Genomic DNA, 17,808 nt, shown 5'->3' with positions numbered 1-17,808 from the left:
ACGACGCAACGGTTAGGTGGAGAGCGGGACGATCAGCCCCCATGCTTGGTAGTCGCTGCTCGGCGCGTCGTACGGCTCCCATCCTGCCCGCTGAACCATCAGCTGACTTGGGGTATTACGAGTGTGAATTTTGCCGGTCAGGACCAGGTTTGCACAGCGAAGCCCGGTTGCGCGATGGAGCCCCTCCGCGAGGATTGCGGCAAGCATTTGGTCCGCCAAGTTGCCGCCTTGCCTGCGGCCGGCCAGGGCTACACCAGCTGCAGCAACAAATAGCTGGAGGACTTCGTTGGTGGGATCGAACTGCAGGTGAGCCGCGGCGACGACCTCGCTGCTGCGTAGGCCGGCCAAAAGGAGGTCCCCCTCCTGAAGCAGCTGGGATGTCTGCCGCAGGTGGCGCTGCGCCTCCCATTCCCACCGTCGATCATGTGGGAGTTTGCGGCCACCGGGGGTGCGCGGGTGGTCATCGGTGCACGTGAAGCTTTCAAGCACGCGCGCTTCTTTCCGGGTGGTGAGGGGCCGCCACTCGGGATCAAGGTCGGTCACTAAATCTGTGCCGCACCAGTGATCAGTGACCGCCAACGGCTTGCGCTGGGCCGCTCCGCCACCATGCGCTCGTACCCAGCAGCGTCCTCGTCCGGCTCGGGGAACTCGATATCATCTATGGGCACATCTAGAGCCCAAGACAGATGCGCGGGTGAGGCTGCACCAAGCTCGGTCTGGGTTTGAAGCGCCGATAGGAGTGCGAGAGGGAATCGCCGGGCTGAAGCCGCTTGCTCGCGCGCGGCTACCTGATCGGTGCCACCACCTGCGTCCGTGAGGTCGAGCGCATTTGCACGTAGCAGTCGGGGGGTTGAAGTTCGAAGAGCTTCGGTGACTGCGGGGTTGGGCTGCATCCGTGCACTGGCCAAGCGGTTCCGCATGGCTTCGGTCGAGATGCCAAGCCTCCAGACCGCTCGGGCGACTGCGCCCTCCGTCTCGGCACTCCCGACCTCATCGATGTCGTGCTGGGAGATCAGCAGTTGGGCCGCGAACGCGTCAGCAGCCTTCTCGTCCGACTGAACACGCCGGGCCGAATCGTTGTAAGTTGAATGGTGGCCAAGGGCGAGGTGGCCCAGTTCGTGTGCGAGGGACCAGTTACTTCGGAACCAACTCGCTTGGGTGGCAAGCACGATCACTCCCCGTTCGCCCACGCGAAGAGAGTAATCAGTCTTTAGCCCTGGGATTCGGATGACATCGATGTTCAATCGCTGCTCGACTTTATCTGCAAAGTCGCGAACGAACTCAGGCCCTAACTGCTCCCGCGTGTCAGTAGGGGCACTCGGAAGTACGGCTGATGGGGTAGGCCCCTGAGGGAACGCGGCGCGATATAGCCCGACGACCCGGTCAAGCAGCGATTGGTCATCCTGTTTTCCTGGGTTGTGCCGCTCACGGCGACCAATGTCCCAGGCGTGCCGGGCGGCGACGGTGATAGCAAACGGGTCGGGGGCGCCTGTAATGAGCCAATGAGTGTCCGCGCCCAGAGTTTTAGCGATTTTGGCAACTTCGAGTGGCGACAGGCCCCGCTGTCCGTTGAGCGCGCGCGATAGTGCGTCCGGCGTCATGCCTGCCCGGTCTGCAAGCTGCCGCTGATTCATGCCAAACGGCATTGCAGCCCGGATGCGGTCGCCTACCTCGGACATCGTGCTCATGCGTCAGATCCTAGCCGTCGGCGTTGGGAAATCCCCAACGCTGACGCTACGCGAACCATCCGACAATTTGCGGAGAGCGGGAACTTGTCGCCGCGCTAGGGCAGACTCCGGCACTGTGACGGAAGCAAACAGTGAGGCCGCGGGGCCACAAGCGTATCGACTCAGCCACCACCTGGACGGGTCGTCATTTGCTGTGCGCGAGAACCTCGTCGACATCATGCAGCGCGAGCTGCTCGGCCCGGTCCACGGGCCAGAGGAAGTGCTGCCGTTCAGCCCGCGGTCGCAGTACCTCGTCGGGCACATCGCGCCCGTGAAGTTGCTGGGCGCGAAGTCCTCGCCTCTGGATGTTGACGACACCGCGAACGATCTCACCGCGGTTCGCACGGACGCCGACGGTCTCTCCGAGGGCCGTGGCGTTCCGGCGTACGCGGCGGACGAGACCGAAGCTGACTCCGATGATGATGACGCTGAGGACCGGGCGCCCAAGCAGGGGCTGATGATCCCGGCCTCGATGGGGTTGCGTTTCCAGGTGCCAACGGATCTTGGCTCGTTCGACGTAACGGCATCGTGGGGCCTCTACGAGTCGGTGGAGAGCGGGAAGGTGTCGAAGGCCGGCCGGCCGATCCGTCATTACCAGCGCGTTCCGATCGAGGAGCGCCGCACAGTCCGTCTTGCCGATCTGGTGCCAGGACAGACTGCGTCGATTGCGCTGCGCGACGATGCGTGCCTTCGCGTCGACCTGTACCAAGATCCGACTTTCGAGCGGGTGCTCGTAGAGATCGCTCTATGCAACGACCGCGAGACCCCACTGCCAATCCCGTTAAGCATGTGGATGTTCCAGACCAAGCTCCTGGTCGACGCCGGTGGAGCTGAGGCCTTCCTGCCTGTGCGGGACGTGTTGGAGCAGGACTGGCCCGAGTACGACGAAGAGGTCAAGCGCCTCAACCTCCAGTACCGCAATCGCCTCGAGTTCGCTATCGGCCGCACATGCTCAGTGGACTGGACGGCCAAGGTGGGTTCGCGTCGCGCCACCTCGGTGGAGACGACCTGGCTTCCCATCGGCGAGACGCCGCAAACGCGCGCGCGATCCGTGAAAGACGCGCTGCTGTCGATGGACGACCTGTCCAAGGTCACACCCGCCGACCTGCGTGCGGGGCTCGAACCCCTCGTGGCCGGCTACGGAGCGTGGCTCGACGAGCAGGAGACTGAGGCGGCGAAGTTGCCTGCCCATTGGCAGGAGACGTGCGAGCTTGTGTTGTGGGAGGCCCGGCAGGCCCACGCGCGGCTCGTCTCGGGCCTGGAGCATGTCGCTACCGATCCGGAAGCACTGCGCTGTTTCCAGTTCATGAATCGAGTGATGCGCGATCAGCGCATCGCATCGCAGGTTGCTGCAGAGCGCGCATCGGATGCGTCGGTGACTCTCGACCAGGCACAGGCCAAGGTCACCGAACGCGGCCCCGAGGCGGCTTCATGGCGTCCGTTCCAGCTGGCATTCATCCTGATGCAGCTCGGAGCATTGACCGATCCCACCGAACCGCTGCGGAGCGCAGACCACCAGTCGCGTGTCGAGCTGTTGTTCTTCCCAACAGGTGGAGGCAAGACCGAGGCGTACTTGGGCCTCGCGGCCTATACGTTCGCGATCAGGCGCCGCCAAGGTGTCGTGGAGTCGTCCGAGGGTCCCCTCGAAGGGAACGACGGCATTGCGGTGCTGATGCGCTACACCCTGCGGCTCCTGACTGCTCAGCAGTTCCAGCGAGCCACAACCTTGATGTGCGCTGCTGAGCTTGCTCGGCGCGAGGACGAGGCGACCTGGGGAGTGGAGCCTTTCCGGATCGGACTGTGGGTCGGAACCGACGTGAGCCCCAAGCGCTTCGAGGAGGCAGACGAGCAACTCAAGAAGGCAAACGAATACGGCTCGCACCGGCTGACCGTGCTCCAGATCCAACGCTGCCCGTGGTGCGGAACCCCGATCACTGCGGCACAGGTGAGGGCCGACGCCACGATGCGTCGTGTGTTCGTCCACTGTGGCGACGAGCTGGCCCGGTGCCCCTTCTCCAAGGGCGGCGTGGTCTCCGAAGGGTTGCCGGTTCTCACCGTCGATGAGGAGATCTACCGCCTCACTCCTGCGTTTGTGATCGCCACCGTCGACAAGTTCGCACGCCTCGCACGGGAGGGCGAGGCCGCCGCGCTGTTCGGCTATGTGAGCAGGCGTTGCGGCCGCCACGGGTACGTCCACGCTGACTACACGCCGTGTCAGGTCGGTTCCCACCCTGCGAACAGCGGTCTACCGGCCGCCACAGTTCGGCCGGTGGGTCGGCTGCGTCCGCCGGACCTGATCATTCAGGACGAGCTGCACCTCATCACGGGCGCACTGGGCACGGCCGTCGGACTGTTCGAAGTTGCGGTTGAGACCCTGTCCTCCTGGGAGACCCCAGACGGGAAGCCAGTGAAGCCACTCATCGTCGCTTCGACAGCAACCGTTCGCAACGCCCAGGAGCAGGTACGCGGACTCTATGGACGCCAGGTGGAGATCTTCCCGCCACAGGTGTTGGACGTCGCTGACACATTCTTCTCCCGGGAGTTTCCGATCGACAGGGATAACCCCGGGCGGCGCTACATCGGAGTCAGCGCTCAAGGCGTCCGTCTATCGAGTGCCGAGATCCGCGTTTCGGAGGTGCTGCTGTCCTCGGGGCAGCTGCTGTTCGACCGCGCGGGCGCGGCGGCCGATCCGTATATGACCCTCGTCGGCTACTTCAACGCCACCCGCGAGCTGGCAGGCATGGCGCGCTACATGGCCGACGACGTCGCGAACCGCGTGGGCAACCCGGCAAAGGACTCGGGATTCCCCCGTCGCTACGGCGCCGCCTTCGGCAACCTCCACACGGCCGAGCTGACGTCTCGCATCGCGTCCGCCGAGATCGGGCGCACCTTGGACCGCTTGGGGCTGGAGTTTGACTCGGACTTCGACTCGACCGAGGCGTTCCAAGCGCGGCTCGCGGCGCGGAAAGCGGACCAGAAAGTCACTTACCGCACCGACTCGCCCTTCGACGTTGTGCTCGCCACCTCGATGCTCCAGGTGGGTGTCGACGTCCAGCGACTCGGTCTAATGTTGGTGGTGGGGCAGCCGAAGAACACGGCTGAATACATCCAGGCGTCCTCGCGGGTCGGCCGCGACGCATCCGATCGTCCGGGGCTGGTCGTTGCACTCGGGAACTGGGCACGTCCTCGCGACCTTGCGCATTTCGAGCAGTTCCGGCACTACCACGAGACGTTCTACGCCCAGGTCGAGGCGCTGTCGGTGACACCGTTCTCGCCGACCTCGCTCGCCCGCGGTATTGACGGGTTGCTGGTGAGTGTTGCGCGCGTGATTGAGGCCGCAACCGCGGATGGACTGTCACCCGAGCGCGAGGCTTGGCGCATCCAGGATCAGCGGTCGATCGTGGAGTCGATCGCTGAGCGCCTCAAGAAGCGGATCGCCGCGGCCGCGCAGAGCGAGGACGCCACCAAGCGTGCGAACGACCTGCTTGTGAATCGGATCGATAGGTGGACCGAGCGGGCCAAGCGTGCTGCGGAGATGAGCAAGACGCTCGTCTACGAACGCACTGGTGAGGGCGACAAGTACCTGCCGCTGATCATCAGTCCCGAGAACGCGAAGGCTTCCGTGGGCGGGTCGATGGAGGCTCCATTTGTCATCGCCAACTCGATGCGCGAGGTGCAGCCGGAGATCAACCTGCTCGTCAGCCCTGTAGTCGAGCGACTTTTCGCCCGCACGCCCGAGGGCGTGCCCGCCTGGACGCTGCCCGTGGGAGAGGGGGACTGATGACCGACCTGCTGCCTGAATCGGGTTCCGACGACATGCTGCACGACCGCACCGAGGCCCTCGACCCCCTCGCCGACGCGGAGGACGGAGTGGTCAAGAACCGCGCCAAGGTAGGCTCCGCTCGTCCATCATCGCTGCTCTACACATATGGTCCCGGCGCCATCATGGACCTGCCCGGATTTTCGGTGATGCCGGCTGGGCTCGACGACTGGGAACCGATCTGGAAGCGGCGGCCCTTCATCCCGAGCATCATTGAGCCCAGGCTCCTCAACGTCGTACGCCTGCACCTAGGGCCCCAGGTCGATGGGCTGCGTCCCTTCCCTTGGCAGCCCAAGAAGGGCGCCATGTCGAAGGAAGGCGACGACCTCGGCATCCCGTCACGGGTGTTTCCTCAACTGTTTCGCTGCACCGGCTGCGACTTCCTCGGCCCACTCCCTCGGTTCAGCTACGCCAACACCCACCCCTTCCGACCCGACCTCGCACAGTTCACACACAAGAACTGCCCCGGTCGAGGAAGACAGCGAGCGGGATCTACCGCCCGCAAGCGCGAAAGTCCCGCCGTCCCGGCGCAGCACCTTCTGACATGCGCCAACGGGCACCTCGACGAGTTCCCCTACGCGCTGTGGGTTCACCGCGGCGGCAAGTGCCCCAGGGCCGAACTGCCCGACCTCAAGATGCGTGACGCGAACGTCGGCAAGTCCGTCGGCTCAACGATTCAGTGCGCCTCCTGTGGTGCGACCCGGGGGATGGCCGAAGCCCAGGGTGGCGTTGGTCGCGACAAGCTGCCCCAGAAGTGCAGAGGCCGCCACCCGCATCTCAATGCGTTCGACGCTGAATGCGACGCCCGCCCGGCGCTGATCATGATGGGCGCCTCGAACCTGTGGTTCGCCTCCACCCAGTCGATCATTGTCATGCCCCGCACCGATGCCGAGGAGAAGGAAGCGCTCGCCGACCGGCTCCGTGTTGAACTCGGCGTCGAGCAGGTCCAGCAGTTCGGCGCACAGGTCGACGTCATTCGCGCGCTGGCGATCGCCAAGCACATCGACATGGCCGGCATCACCGACGATGACGTTGTCGCGGCCGTAGCCGACGTACTCGCGCCCGCGGACTCCGAAGCGGAACGTCACGAGAAGCTTGCCGCCTGGGATCCTGTCGATCTGCTTGTCCCGGAGTGGCGGTACCTCCAGAAGCCATCGCTCTTCCCCCAACAGCAAAACTCCAGTGGGCTCATGGTCACCGAGATGCAGCGGGGACTCGAACTGCACGAGCGAATCGGTCGTGTCGTCGCGGTGAACCAGATGAAGAAGATCAACGCAGTCCTAGGGTTCACCCGCCTTGACGAGATGGACCGCGTCAACGACCTCGTCAGCCGCCTCGTCAAGCTCGCTCGCACCGGCAAGCCCACGTGGGTGCCCGCGACCGAGGACCGCGGCGAAGGGATATTTCTCCAGCTCGACAGCGCCGCTGTCGACGGGTGGGAACAGGGCATCCTCGCAAGTCCGCTCTGGGATGCCCACAAAGAGGCGCATCGTCGCAACTTCTCTCGTCGGTTCTCTGAGACCGCCAAACTGGTGGACCCCGACACCCGCTTGCCCGCGCCCAGATACTGGCTGCTGCACTCGCTGTCCCACGCGCTGATCCGCGAGATGGCGATGTCGAGCGGCTACGGAGCTGCGAGCCTCACCGAGCGCATATACGGGTGGTCGGCTTCGCCGCAGCGCGAGGCCGCGGCAGGGCTTCTGATCTGCACCACTGCATCGGACAGCGAAGGCACGCTTGGTGGGCTGGTTGCGCTCTCTGAGCCGGCCCGGCTTCAGGGGCTGGTGGTCTCCGCGCTGCGGCGCGCATCGAGGTGCTCATCGGACCCAGTTTGTGCGATGCGAACGCCAAGCGACCCGGAGGACTTCCTACACGGGGCCGCATGCCACTGCTGTTCGTTCGCATCCGAGACATCGTGCGAGAAAGCCAACCGGTTCCTCGACCGGCGCTTCCTGCTCAACCTCCCGACGGCCACCGGAGACACCGTGTCCGGGTTCTTCGGGAGCGTCGATGCCCTCTGATCCCTTCATCGCACTCGGCCAGTACCTCACCGCCAGCGAAGCCGAGGCCCTCGCCGTTCAGTTCGGCAACGGCCAACACGTCATCAAGGCGCTTGGCGTGATCAACTCCGGCCGCCGTGCAGACGCTAAGGAGCTGTTGGCAGCTGCGGGGCTCGGCCACGTCGACAGCGCACGAGCGACGGCGGTGCTGCGGGGGATCGTCGGCGCAAAGTCGGTCCACCGCGACCTCACGCCCGTGTGGACGATGCCTGGCAACGAAGCCAAGCTCGGACACCTCACCGGCGAGTTCCACCGCCTCGTCCAAGCCGCTAGAATCTCGGTGACTTGCGCCACCTACAACTTTGAGACGACTTCGAAGATGTGGACAGTGCTCAAACAGGCTGCCGAACAGCCCGGAGTCGTAGTGACCGTCTACGTCGACGGCAACAAAGCTGACGCGATCAAGGTCAAGGCCCAACTCCCGGGAGCCACCATCTACCGATCCGCCGAGCTGCCGTCTGGCAAGCGTGTTGTCAGTCACGCCAAGTTCATTGTCATAGACCACGAAGTCCTACTGCTCACCAGCGCCAACTTCTCGTTCAGCGCTGAGAACCGCAACGTGGAGTTCGGCGTCCTCACCCGAGACGTCCCGTTGGCTGAGTCTGTTGAATCGACCATGACAAGTAAGCACGGCACTCTCTACGAGCTGGTATGACGCCGGAGTACGCATGCGGAGTCGTCCCCGGCATTGACTCGTAGCCCCGCCACACAGAAGGAAGTGTGAGGCGGCGCCAGGATTGGAGCGGAGCAATACTTTATTCGGATGCTGAGGCAGCCTCGGCCCGGGTCGTCGCCGCGAAAGACCGGCTCGACGAGGAGCGTCTTGTCGATGGCAAGCATTCTGCGTTGCCAGCGGCCTTTGTCGAGTATGCGTTCCCGTTCGCTACCGGCCTGACGAGGACGCCCCCTGACCTTGTCCAAGCGGTCCCGTCGCAACTCGTGGTGGGGGCTCGATGGAAAGATGCATGGAGGAACGCCCCAGAAGGTGACGACGCCGAGGCGTTGTGCGATCGGCTTGATCAGTTGGCTAGAGATCGTTCAGAGCCAGACTGGGCCATCCTCGTCCGAGTCGGCGAACTGCCTTTGTGGTATGCCAGGGAGGGCAAGAACCGAATCCAGATGTATCGCACCGTCGGCCGGCCGCTGATCGCAGAGGTTCAGTCGTTGAGGCACCCGTCCGCAAGGGACCTAGTCGTGTACCCGGGGGCCGTAGTCGCGGGGGTGGGCCGTGCCATCGCGAGGCAGATCGTGCTCCCACTACCCATTCTGGCCGTCGGTGAACTACTAGTTGCGGCCGGAGCGGAACTCGGTCCCCGGCTGGGGGAACAACAAGAGCAGACCTTGACTGGGCGCGCCAGCAAGCGCGCACGGCTGCTCGACATCCATTACTGACGCAGGTCGATCTGAGACAGGTCCGGCAGTCGTACGGAGCGGAGCGACCGCTACTCGTACAGATAGTCGTACATGGTGGGGTCGACCCCCTTGGCCCGCAACTGGGCCTCGATCTCATCGGTCGTGGTGAGGCCGTCCGCGACGATGTCATCCCACGTCAGGTCTTCGATGATCTCTCTGAGACTTCGCGTTCCCACGTGCATCAGGGTAGTCCCCCAACGGGCGCACCGATGTGCTTACAGGGAGGGGGCGATGACCGCGGCGTCTGTCCTCATCGAGGTACCTAGCACCCTCTACGGCTTCCTTAGTACTTGGTGCACTCAACCGACGGCTGGCGCTCTGCAACGCGCGCCCCTCTTTGATGATGGCCCGCGAGACGGGCCGTGGCAGTCGTAGTTTCTAAGTTCCGATAACATGTGGTTATCGACACTCAACGCACCCCCTCAGCGATGCCGGCCGGCCGGCCGCCCGGCTCGGATGACCTGACTCTGCCGCGGTCCGCCGAACGACTGATGGAGCGAGCCTCGGCCTACGCCGCCGCTACTCGATCCCCGGCGACTCTGAAGGCGTATGCGTCCGACTGGGCTCACTTTGAGGAGTGGACCGGCAGACACGGCGCCTCCGCCCTTCCGGCAGAGCCCGTCGCTGTGGCGATGTACGTCACCGATCTGGCGACCACCCACAAGCCAGGCACGCTGACTCGGCGGTTGGCGGCGATCTCAGTCATGCATCAGCGTCACGGATTAACCTCACCGACCGTCGACCCTCGAGTCCGGGAAATCCTTCGCGGTGTGCGTCGGACGGAAGGAGTGGCAGCACGTAGAGCTTCGCCCCTCGGCCTCGGCGAGCTCCGTCGAATGATCGCCCACCTACCCGACACCACGGCGGGATCCCGCGATCGCGCCATCCTGCTGGTCGGATTCGCTGGCGCCTTGCGCCGCTCCGAACTGGTCGCCCTACGAGTCGACGACGTGGAGTGGCGAGACGAAGGGGCTGTGCTGCACATCCGGCGATCCAAGGCCGATCAGGAAGCAGCCGGGCGAGAGGTCGCCCTGCCTCGCGGCAAGGACGAGCAGTCTTGCCCGGTAGACGCGCTTCGGAGTTGGCTAGCGGAAGGTGACATCTCTCGGGGCCAGCTGTTCCGCTCGGTCGACCGTCACGGCAACGTCGGGGAGCAACTGTCAGACCGCGCGATCGTCCTGGTCATCAGGAGGGCCGCAACGGCGGCTGGCCTCGACCCCGATAAGTACTCCGGCCACAGTCTCCGGGCGGGGTTCGCCACTACGGCGGCGGCCCACGGCGCCAGTGAACGACGCATTGCCGTCCAAACCGGACACCGTTCGATGGAGGTCCTGCGCGGATATATCCGACACGCCACCGTCTTCACAGACAACGCGGTTAACGACCTAGGCCTCTGACTCCTCCGTGGGACCACCGATGAGTTCCGGATCGTTAGTCGCTGCTGCTGGGCGTCGTGAACTGAGTTCCACTGTCCAGGACGGTTGAGCCAACCCTCGCGGTGCCACCGAGTCATCAGGACTGTCGCTGCCAGGCGACATCAATGAGCCCAGGAACTGATTCACCCCTACGAAGCCGATGACGCCGACCACAGCCCACCACGTCCAGTACGCAAGCAGGCCGCTGAGTCCATCTCGGCTGGCACCAATCAGCACCACGATTTCAATGGCGGCTAGAAGGGGCGCCATCGCTACTCCGAAGAAAGGATCCCAGAACGGCAGGTTCGGACGCTTCGTCCATCCGCGTGCGGGGATAACCGCAACGAGCCAGAAGACTGGCAGCACCTGCGCCACGAGTGCGCACATGCCCGCATCCATCTCCCGAAAAGCTGGAACGAGGTACACGATTCAGAACCCTAACTGCTTCTCGATGGTGGGTAGCGCGCCGGCGTACTTCCTGGGCGCTAAGTCCTCGTCGGCCGGAGTCCAGTCCATCCAGACACGTACGTGGCGGCGCAGTGAGCGCAGTGGCCGGTAGATAGCCTGCCGCTATGTCCGATTGGATCACCGCCCGTGAAGCCGGGGAGATCCTCGGCGTGCACAAGTCGAACATCCCGAAGATGCGGCGGAGGGGTGACCTGACGACGCGTCCCAACGGTGAGCGCCCCGCATTCTCACGACGTGAGGTTCTGGCCTTGAGAGACGCTAGGGCGCCACCTAGGCCGTCGTCGTCGCCGCCGGAGCGGAAAGCCTCCGAAGGTGTCAGAGCCGCCCGATAGGGAGCACGTCTGGGTGGATTCCGATCAGTCGGCGGGGGTCATGGGTGTTTCCCGCAACGCAGTTAACGACCGCGCGAAGCGGGGCCACATGCCGAGCGAGAAGCACGACGGTCGGCGCTGGTTCCGGCGTGACCACCTCGAGCTTGTGAAGCGGGCGGATCAAGCCAAAAGAGGTGCAGTGTCTATTGGCTGCACAAGCGCGGCCGCTACCCAAGACTGAGACACAAGCACCTCCGTGCCCACGCCGGTCGAGTAGGACTCCACGCGGACCACCCATGCTTCCCATCCGCGTCGGTCGGTGTGCCGCCACGCGAGCAGCACGCCTGGCACCGGGAGTGACCACCTGCCAGTCAAGTCCACCCACACGTGGAATGGAGGAGTGCGGGGCATCGAGTCAGAATAGAACAAAGGTTCGAAAGTTAGGCAGCCGTCCGCCGACGCCTGTGGCCGCGAGATCAAACGGTTGTTGCAACGACCCTCGTATTGAGGGCTTGGCCAGGAGTCTTCCACTGCAGGGTCTTGCGGGGGCGGGTGTTGAGCTTCAGCGCGACCGCATCGCACTTGGTCTGGGTCAGTGCGCGGAGATCGGATCCCTTGGGCCAGTACTGACGCAGGAGGCCGTTGGTGTTCTCGTTGGTGCCGCGCTGCCAAGGCGATTGTGGGTCGCAGAAGTAGATGGGTATCCCTGTCTCGGTCTTGAACAGGGCGTGCTGGGCCATCTCCGATCCGCGGTCCCAGGTGATCGACTTGCGCAGCTCCAGTGGCAGCGTGGCGATCATGTCGGTCAGCGACATCCGGGCGATCTCAGCGGTGTGCCGACCCGGCAGTGGTGCCAACAGCACGAAGCGCGATGACCTTTCGACCAGGGTGATCACCGCACCCTTGCCGGTGCCACCGAGCAGTAGATCTCCTTCCCAGTGCCCCGGTACGGCACGGTCCTTGACCTCGGCTGGGCGTGCTGAGATCCGGATCTCGTCAGTGATGCCGAGCGTGACCCGCTTCGCGCCACCGGTCTGGGCCTTGCGTCGCTGCCGCCTGGTCCGCAGGTGAGCGGTCAGTTCGCGCTTGAGCTCGCCCTTGGTCTGGACGAACAGGCTTTGGTAGATCGTCTCGTGGGACACCCGCATCCTCGGATCGCGTGGGAACAGCAGCGGGAGCGTCGCCGCGATCTGCTGCGGCGACCAGTCTGCCCGCAACAACTCCCAAACCTTCTCGCGCAGCGGCGGATGATCAAGACGCCGATCCTTGGGGCGACGCGCCTTGCGAGCAGCCTCGCGCTGGGACCACTTCGCGCTGTACTTGCGTCGATAGCCACGACCCGAGGCCCGTGCTGTCAGGATCCGGGGTGACCGGACACCGATCGATCCAGCACGACGCAGCTCCCTGGAGACAGTCGACGGATGCTTGTCCACCAACGCTGCGATCGTGGCCTGGGGCAACCCCGCCAGATACGCCCGCTCAATCACCAACCGCTGATCCGCGGTCAACCTCACTCCCGGCATGCGCCGCAACCTCTCACTCACGATCGAGTTGCAGCAACCAATTGAGAACGCCGGCAAAACTAGTTCGCTAAGTCGGCTCCCAGCCGTATGGTCGGGGCGTGCCTCAGGAGCGAACTCTGCAACAGATCATCCAGGATCTGACTTGGGCGGACATCGTGGCTGACGGGGTCACGACGCTCGAAGACATTGAGTCTGCCCTGCGCACCGAAGGTGTCGACCCGAACAAGTATGACTACCTCTACGACTAAGAAGCATGACTTCCGCGGATGTTGCCGTCCCTCACCTCTCCTCGGCCTGCAGGCGACGCAGGTGCCGCTGGCGGGGCTATTGGCTCGCGTCACCTCGAAGGCGCATGTAGCGGGGCAGTTCGAGGTCGAGGTCCAGAAGCGGTCGGTCCGTCTGTTCGCGGTGCGCGATCGCCTCTTCGGGCCACTCGCGGATTTGCGATGGAAGCACCCACCACGGCCGATACTTAGGTCCAGGCAAGTCATGCAAGTGGTTCCAGCCATGGACGACGTCGCGGTGAGCGAATCGCGACATGAGGTTCAGGATCCGCCCGGGCGGCCGACCTATGGGCCCCACCGATCGCGCTGTCCAGTCGCATGCAGGGCACGTTGGGGGGATCTGGAACACCGTGCCCAGATAGGAATTGTCATCCATCAAAGTCATGATCGACGCTCCCTCCAGTAGGTACGCGCCAAACCAACTCTCAGCGTGCCGGCGGGCCGCGAGCATGGCTCGGCCCCAATCGTCCGTCCAACCAAGAATCGAGCCGACATCGTCGGCGTCATGCGTGTCGATCAGCGCATTCACCAGGTAGCGCTTGCTACGCCGCTGTCCGGACCTTTCGGGGGGATTGTCAGTTCGTAGCTCGATGGGGTTGGACATGCTGCTCCTTGGTGATCAGCGCCCCCGCTAGGGGCGTACGAGGTGTCTGCGAGGGCAATTTGCGGCTGGCGCGAGGCCACGGAGTGCTACTGATACGTCCTCAGGCGCGGCTGCGGTCGATGGTCAGGCGGACCTGTCAATGGCGGGGTGCTGCCTCCTAAAGGCCGCGAAGGACCTGGAAATCAACGTCTCCGTCCGACGGCCGAACTCGGAGCACTACTCCGAAGGTCTCCAGCCACCCCAAGCACGAGCATCCGTAGCCCTGACACTCTTTCTTGGCTGCGCCGCCATGCAGAGGGAGGGAGTGGCGGCATTCCAGGCACCGCCGCTGGTAGTCCCGTTCGGGCTCGCCCTTGCAGCGCCGCCCTCGACAGCCTGGGATTGGCTCTGTGTGCGGGCCGTGGGAGCTGGACATAGATGTATCTCCTTCCCGGTCATGCATCGCTGTCTGCACCCGTCTGTGACGGCCTCGTAACGCGTCCGGCAACGTAGGCGCGGAGGTCCTCCGGACGCACGCGCACCGAGCGCCCCAGTCGTACGGTGCGGAGTTCTCCACGGGCGGTTTCACGGCGGAGGAACTTCACGCTCATGCGCGTTGTCCGTGCGACCTCTTCGATGGTTAGCAGGTCATCTGGCACTTGGCTCTCCTGTATCTGCGTGTGAGGCGCGTGATTGCTCCCTCACCTCTTCAGAGGAGATCCGAAGTCCCGGGCAGGTCACCTGAAGTACTTTCCTGGCCGGCGAGTCCACGGCAGGCCTCTACGTGCTCGAGCACGGTCCGCAGGCCACCGCGGATCGGGCTTCCGTCTGGGCTTCTCCAGAACCCAGCCGTGGTGTGCAACAGGCGGCGGCCGTTCATATCCAAGAAGTGATCCAGTTGTCCGCCTGCGTTGACGGCCTGCTTCGTGAGGTAGCCGGAAACTGTCGGAGCTGTCACCGCCCTCACGTCCGCCTGGCGACCCCAGCCGACAGCCCGGATGTGTTCACGCAGCATGGTGTGCTTGGGAAGCGGCCCCCACCCGAGCGCGTGCAGGTGATGCTCAGCGCCAAAGGAGGCGCATTCGATGGTCCACGCCATTTCTGGCCGGAAGCCGTCCGCTCGTACGCGCCGCATGAGTGACCGAAAGCGACCACGTACTTGTTCCCACTCGTCACCCACCTGTGTGGCGGTTAGGAGCCACTGTGGGTTCGCGTACGCGACCGCAGTTCGCTTGCGGGCGATCTGCACGGCATGACAGCGGGGACAGCTCGACGCCCAGCAAGACGAGGGGAACAGTTCTCCGGTTCGCGTGTTCAGCCACTCGCCGGAGCGTCGGGGGCAGAGCCCACTTCGTTCACGTTTCGCAGCATCAAGATCAAGAGCAGTGCCGTGCACGGTAAGCAACGTCCACCCCTCAGGGCATCTGAGCCCTGTCGGCTATCCGACTGGTTACTCAGGGGGCCTCGCGGGCCCTCACGCCTTCATGGGAGATCTGATGAGTAGGGCAGGTCACTCCAAGGACCCTCGTTGACCCCAGGACCTCTCGGTCCAGGTGCGTTCGAGAGCCCTCCCGGGTGTATCGGGATGGGCCGAGTGCGCTCATCGAGAGTCGGCCTCGGGCCCAGCAGTGAGCGCCCTCTGAGGTGCAGGTCGCGCACTCGCCGCTCCTGCCCGATACCCAAGTAGCGCTCGGTTGTAGTGACGTTGCTGTGGTGGAGGAAGGAGGAAACAACGCGAAGCGCCCCGTCATAGCCGCGCTCTTCGACGAGGGAATCGAATAGGAGGCGTGCGGCCCCTCGCCGGAGCGTGTGGGCACCCTCGTGCAGGCGGGGGAGACCGACGGACTCGAGGGCGTCCTGCGCGATCACATGCGGCTTGCGGATTGGTCGAAGGGGATCCCAGCCTCCTGGAACGCTGATGCGCTCTCGGGAGCCATCGGGCTGCGCGTCCCATCGCCAGGTAGGCGAACGGCGCGCTGGGAACAAGAAGTCCGACGGTTGGGCGACGCGGTCCAATCTGGCCACCTGATAGGCCCGGTACACCTTCAGCCAGGAGACCAGTTCGGCCGCGAGGTCCGACGTGATCGGCATGTCGTCCTCGATGCGGCTTTTGGTGATCCGGGCGCGAAGGAAGAGTTCGTTGAGGTCCACGTCGCCAACTCGGAGGTCGGCAAGCGACTTAGCGCGCAGTCCGGTGTTGCAAGCCGTCGCGAGGAAGGCTCGGTCTCGGTCGTCACGAGCCGCGTCAAGCATCGCCCACATCACTTCGGCGCTCGGCTGGAAGCGTTTGCGCTGGTCAACCTTGCGAGGGCGCACGTACTCCATGAGGTCGTAGCGGGTGTAGCCCCGCTTCCCCAAGTACAGGGCCAGCGACTTGATGCGGGCGTACAGATAGTTCCATGTAGCTGCGCTGATCGCCGGGCGCGTACGTCCGTCCCGGGTGACGTGGTCATCCAGGAGGCTGGTGAAAAAGTCCTCGACGTGCGAAGGGCGAAGATTCTCGACGTAGAGGTCCCCGACAGCGCTAACGAAGCGCCTTGCGACAAGCGTCTCTTGTTTGACGGTCGTGCTCGCGCAGGCGGCTCGACGGCTCGTTAGGTACTGCTCAACGGCGTTGCTGAGTCGAATGTGTCCGCTGGGCATGCGTTGCTCTCCGTGGTGGAAGGAACTGGGATGCCTTGGCGGGACGTGACCATTATACCCCACGGGGGTATTAGCAAAGATCCCTAGAGTCACTATAAGAATCGGTGCTAAATCAGTAATGAGTGGGAGTGATCGACGCTCACAGCAGGCCGGACGCCCGGAACATGCGGTCGTAGATCTCGCGCACGACGGGTTCCTTGACGTTGTTGTAGCGCATCCCGAAGCCCAGCCCGTCGGGATGATCGCCGCGGGCGTCGAGGCGGGCGAGGGCGGAGCGCTTCGCGGCGGCGTAGAGCTCGCGGTCCTCGGCATGGTCGACGAGCCAGTCGCGGAACATCCGGTGCCTGACCAGCTCGGGGCACCCGGGTCCGAAGACGTGCAGGTGCACCCGCGGCTCGGTCAGCATCTTGAACAGCCGGTGCTGGTGCCAGTCGGGTTCGGTCAGCCAGTGGACCAGGCCCAGCGACTCGAGCGAGGGGACGTACGCCGCTTCGTCGACGGGGTCGGCCACGGCCAGGTCGATGTCGATGATGGGCTTGGCCGGCAGCCCGGGCACCGAGGTGGAGCCGATGTGCTGGATGGCGAGCAGCCGCTCGCCGAGGACCGCAGAGATCTGGCCCTCGATCTCGGCGTACCGCTGCGGCCACGTGGGATCGGGCTCCTCGATGCGCACGACGTACCCCGTCGGGTAGGAACCGACGTAGACCACCTCGCCCTCGTCGTGGTGGCGGGTGATCTCCTCCGGTGTGGGCACGTGGCGATCAGATCACAGGCACCCAGATCGTTCCGCCCGGGCCCGGGCGTGCCTGTGGCCCCGCCGGATGGTGCTGCGGCGGGGTGCGGGGCGGGGTCAATGCCGGTCGGGTGGCTCGGGTTCGTCGATCCGGGTGGTGCCGGTGCGATCACGTCGGTAGCGGTGGCCGTGGAGACTCGTCCACTCGAAGACTCCGGGTTCGACCATCCGGTAGCGCCATGGTGTGAAGGTCTTGAGTCGGTGGTGGTAGCGACAGAGCGCGGCCAGGTTGTGCGTGGCGGTCGGGCCGGGTTGGGGTCGTCCTTCGGCTTCTGCGTCGTGGTCGAACTCGACGATGTGGTCGACGTCGCAGCGCCGGGCTGGTCGGGTGCACCACGGGAACACGCAGGTCCGGTCGCGGAGCATGATCTGCTCGCGGATCCGGTCGGGGATCTCGTACGCCGGTGTCGACAACTCGACGTTCGGATCGATGACGGGCTTGATGGTGACCTTTGTGCGGGAGTCGCCGCACCAGCCCATGACCTGGTCGAGGAGGACCAGGCGTTGGCCGTTCTCCATCCGTCCGGTGGGACCGAACACCGTCTACTCACCGACGGTCGTCGCGTCGAAGTGGGCGTGGACCACGACCTCCCGCGCCGCCGGCAGACCGTCACCGTCGCGGGTGCCGGTCTGGCCCTGGCTGAACAAGTCCAGTGCGGTCTGCGTACGGGCGAGGTCGCCGAGGGCCTTCGCGCGGCGTACGTCCAAGGACTCGGTCGAGCCCAGGGCCTTCTGCGCCGCAGCGCCGTGGCTCAGGGCCTGGTCGAG

Annotated in this window: 15 protein-coding genes and 1 pseudogene; 5 read left to right on the top strand and 11 right to left on the bottom strand. The window is 64.7% G+C overall.

What is annotated here, in order from left to right; all coding sequences use genetic code 11:
* Positions 1-12: 12 nt before the first annotated feature.
* Positions 13-543, bottom strand: coding sequence for a hypothetical protein (locus EUA94_RS07375; RefSeq protein ID WP_129426221.1), 531 nt, complete (start codon positions 541-543; stop codon positions 13-15).
* Positions 543-1,688 (bottom strand): helix-turn-helix domain-containing protein, encoded by a 1,146-nt coding sequence (locus EUA94_RS07370; RefSeq protein ID WP_129426219.1) that lies wholly within the window; start codon positions 1,686-1,688, stop codon positions 543-545. Before EUA94_RS07370 ends, EUA94_RS07375 begins: the two co-directional genes overlap by 1 nt.
* A 115-nt stretch (positions 1,689-1,803) precedes the next feature.
* On the opposite strand from EUA94_RS07370, the gene drmA reads away from it, so the two are divergent.
* From drmA to drmC, 3 genes are read left to right on the top strand one after another with little or no spacing between them, the layout of a single operon-like run.
* Entirely contained in the window at positions 1,804-5,508 is a 3,705-nt protein-coding gene (drmA, locus tag EUA94_RS07365) for a DISARM system helicase DrmA (protein ID WP_129426217.1), read from the top strand.
* Positions 5,508-7,568 (top strand): DUF1998 domain-containing protein, encoded by a 2,061-nt coding sequence (drmB, locus tag EUA94_RS07360; RefSeq protein WP_207210450.1) that lies wholly within the window; start codon positions 5,508-5,510, stop codon positions 7,566-7,568. Before drmA ends, drmB begins: the two co-directional genes overlap by 1 nt.
* On the top strand, positions 7,558-8,262 hold the full coding sequence (gene drmC, locus EUA94_RS07355; RefSeq protein ID WP_129426215.1) for a DISARM system phospholipase D-like protein DrmC: 705 nt from the start codon (positions 7,558-7,560) through the stop codon (positions 8,260-8,262). The genes drmB and drmC overlap by 11 nt, the downstream gene beginning before the upstream one ends.
* A gap of 787 nt (positions 8,263-9,049) precedes the next feature.
* On the opposite strand, the gene EUA94_RS22110 is transcribed toward drmC, so the two are convergent.
* Positions 9,050-9,196 (bottom strand): hypothetical protein, encoded by a 147-nt coding sequence (locus EUA94_RS22110; RefSeq protein ID WP_165356835.1) that lies wholly within the window; start codon positions 9,194-9,196, stop codon positions 9,050-9,052.
* Between the two features lie 660 nt (positions 9,197-9,856).
* Here EUA94_RS22110 and EUA94_RS22105 point away from each other — a divergent pair.
* A complete protein-coding gene (locus EUA94_RS22105; protein WP_165356834.1) occupies positions 9,857-10,417 on the top strand; it encodes a site-specific integrase in 561 nt (186 codons plus the stop codon).
* On the opposite strand, the gene EUA94_RS07345 is transcribed toward EUA94_RS22105, so the two are convergent.
* Both EUA94_RS07345 and EUA94_RS07340 read right to left on the bottom strand, forming a co-directional pair.
* A complete protein-coding gene (locus EUA94_RS07345; protein ID WP_129426211.1) occupies positions 10,406-10,861 on the bottom strand; it encodes a hypothetical protein in 456 nt (151 codons plus the stop codon). The two genes, EUA94_RS22105 and EUA94_RS07345, sit on opposite strands and share 12 nt — an antisense overlap.
* Positions 10,862-11,690: 829 nt before the next feature.
* Positions 11,691-12,737: an IS30 family transposase gene (locus EUA94_RS07340; protein ID WP_129426209.1), complete on the bottom strand. Its 1,047-nt coding sequence runs from the start codon at positions 12,735-12,737 to the stop codon at positions 11,691-11,693.
* 98 nt (positions 12,738-12,835) lie between these two features.
* Here EUA94_RS07340 and EUA94_RS22100 point away from each other — a divergent pair, with 98 nt between their 5' ends.
* Complete coding sequence (locus tag EUA94_RS22100) at positions 12,836-12,985, top strand: hypothetical protein (RefSeq protein ID WP_165356833.1); 150 nt, start codon at positions 12,836-12,838, stop codon at positions 12,983-12,985.
* Between the two features lie 76 nt (positions 12,986-13,061).
* Here the strand turns inward: EUA94_RS22100 and EUA94_RS07335 are convergent, their stop codons facing one another.
* The 6 genes and pseudogenes from EUA94_RS07335 to EUA94_RS22095 all read right to left on the bottom strand — a co-directional run.
* Positions 13,062-13,625 (bottom strand): hypothetical protein, encoded by a 564-nt coding sequence (locus tag EUA94_RS07335; RefSeq protein WP_129426207.1) that lies wholly within the window; start codon positions 13,623-13,625, stop codon positions 13,062-13,064.
* A 434-nt stretch (positions 13,626-14,059) separates the two neighbouring features.
* On the bottom strand, positions 14,060-14,263 hold the full coding sequence (locus EUA94_RS23100; RefSeq protein WP_207210449.1) for a helix-turn-helix domain-containing protein: 204 nt from the start codon (positions 14,261-14,263) through the stop codon (positions 14,060-14,062).
* Positions 14,264-15,086: 823 nt separating this feature from the next.
* Positions 15,087-16,247 (bottom strand): tyrosine-type recombinase/integrase, encoded by a 1,161-nt coding sequence (locus EUA94_RS07325; protein WP_129426205.1) that lies wholly within the window; start codon positions 16,245-16,247, stop codon positions 15,087-15,089.
* 139 nt (positions 16,248-16,386) lie between these two features.
* Positions 16,387-17,001, bottom strand: coding sequence for a GrpB family protein (locus EUA94_RS07320; protein ID WP_129426203.1), 615 nt, complete (start codon positions 16,999-17,001; stop codon positions 16,387-16,389).
* A 96-nt stretch (positions 17,002-17,097) separates the two neighbouring features.
* Positions 17,098-17,580, bottom strand: coding sequence for an HNH endonuclease signature motif containing protein (locus EUA94_RS22405; RefSeq protein WP_207210448.1), 483 nt, complete (start codon positions 17,578-17,580; stop codon positions 17,098-17,100).
* 3 nt (positions 17,581-17,583) lie between these two features.
* Positions 17,584-17,808 (bottom strand): annotated as a pseudogene (locus tag EUA94_RS22095) (hypothetical protein); the annotation flags it as partial.

It is taken from the genome of Nocardioides zhouii (genome assembly GCF_004137345.1).
GTDB lineage: Bacteria > Actinomycetota > Actinomycetes > Propionibacteriales > Nocardioidaceae > Nocardioides > Nocardioides zhouii.
This window is presented reverse-complemented; position numbering and strand designations above follow the sequence as displayed.

Bases quoted from the DNA above. Each gene is read 5' to 3' on its own strand.
- EUA94_RS07340 (WP_129426209.1), bottom strand. From the start codon at position 12,737: ATGCCGGGAGTGAGGTTGACCGCGGATCAGCGGTTGGTGATTGAGCGG.
- drmC (WP_129426215.1), top strand. From the start codon at position 7,558: ATGCCCTCTGATCCCTTCATCGCACTCGGCCAGTACCTCACCGCCAGC.
- EUA94_RS22105 (WP_165356834.1), top strand. From the start codon at position 9,857: ATGATCGCCCACCTACCCGACACCACGGCGGGATCCCGCGATCGCGCC.
- EUA94_RS07335 (WP_129426207.1), bottom strand. From the start codon at position 13,625: ATGTCCAACCCCATCGAGCTACGAACTGACAATCCCCCCGAAAGGTCC.
- EUA94_RS07325 (WP_129426205.1), bottom strand. From the start codon at position 16,247: ATGCCCAGCGGACACATTCGACTCAGCAACGCCGTTGAGCAGTACCTA.
- EUA94_RS07370 (WP_129426219.1), bottom strand. From the start codon at position 1,688: ATGAGCACGATGTCCGAGGTAGGCGACCGCATCCGGGCTGCAATGCCG.
- drmB (WP_207210450.1), top strand. From the start codon at position 5,508: ATGACCGACCTGCTGCCTGAATCGGGTTCCGACGACATGCTGCACGAC.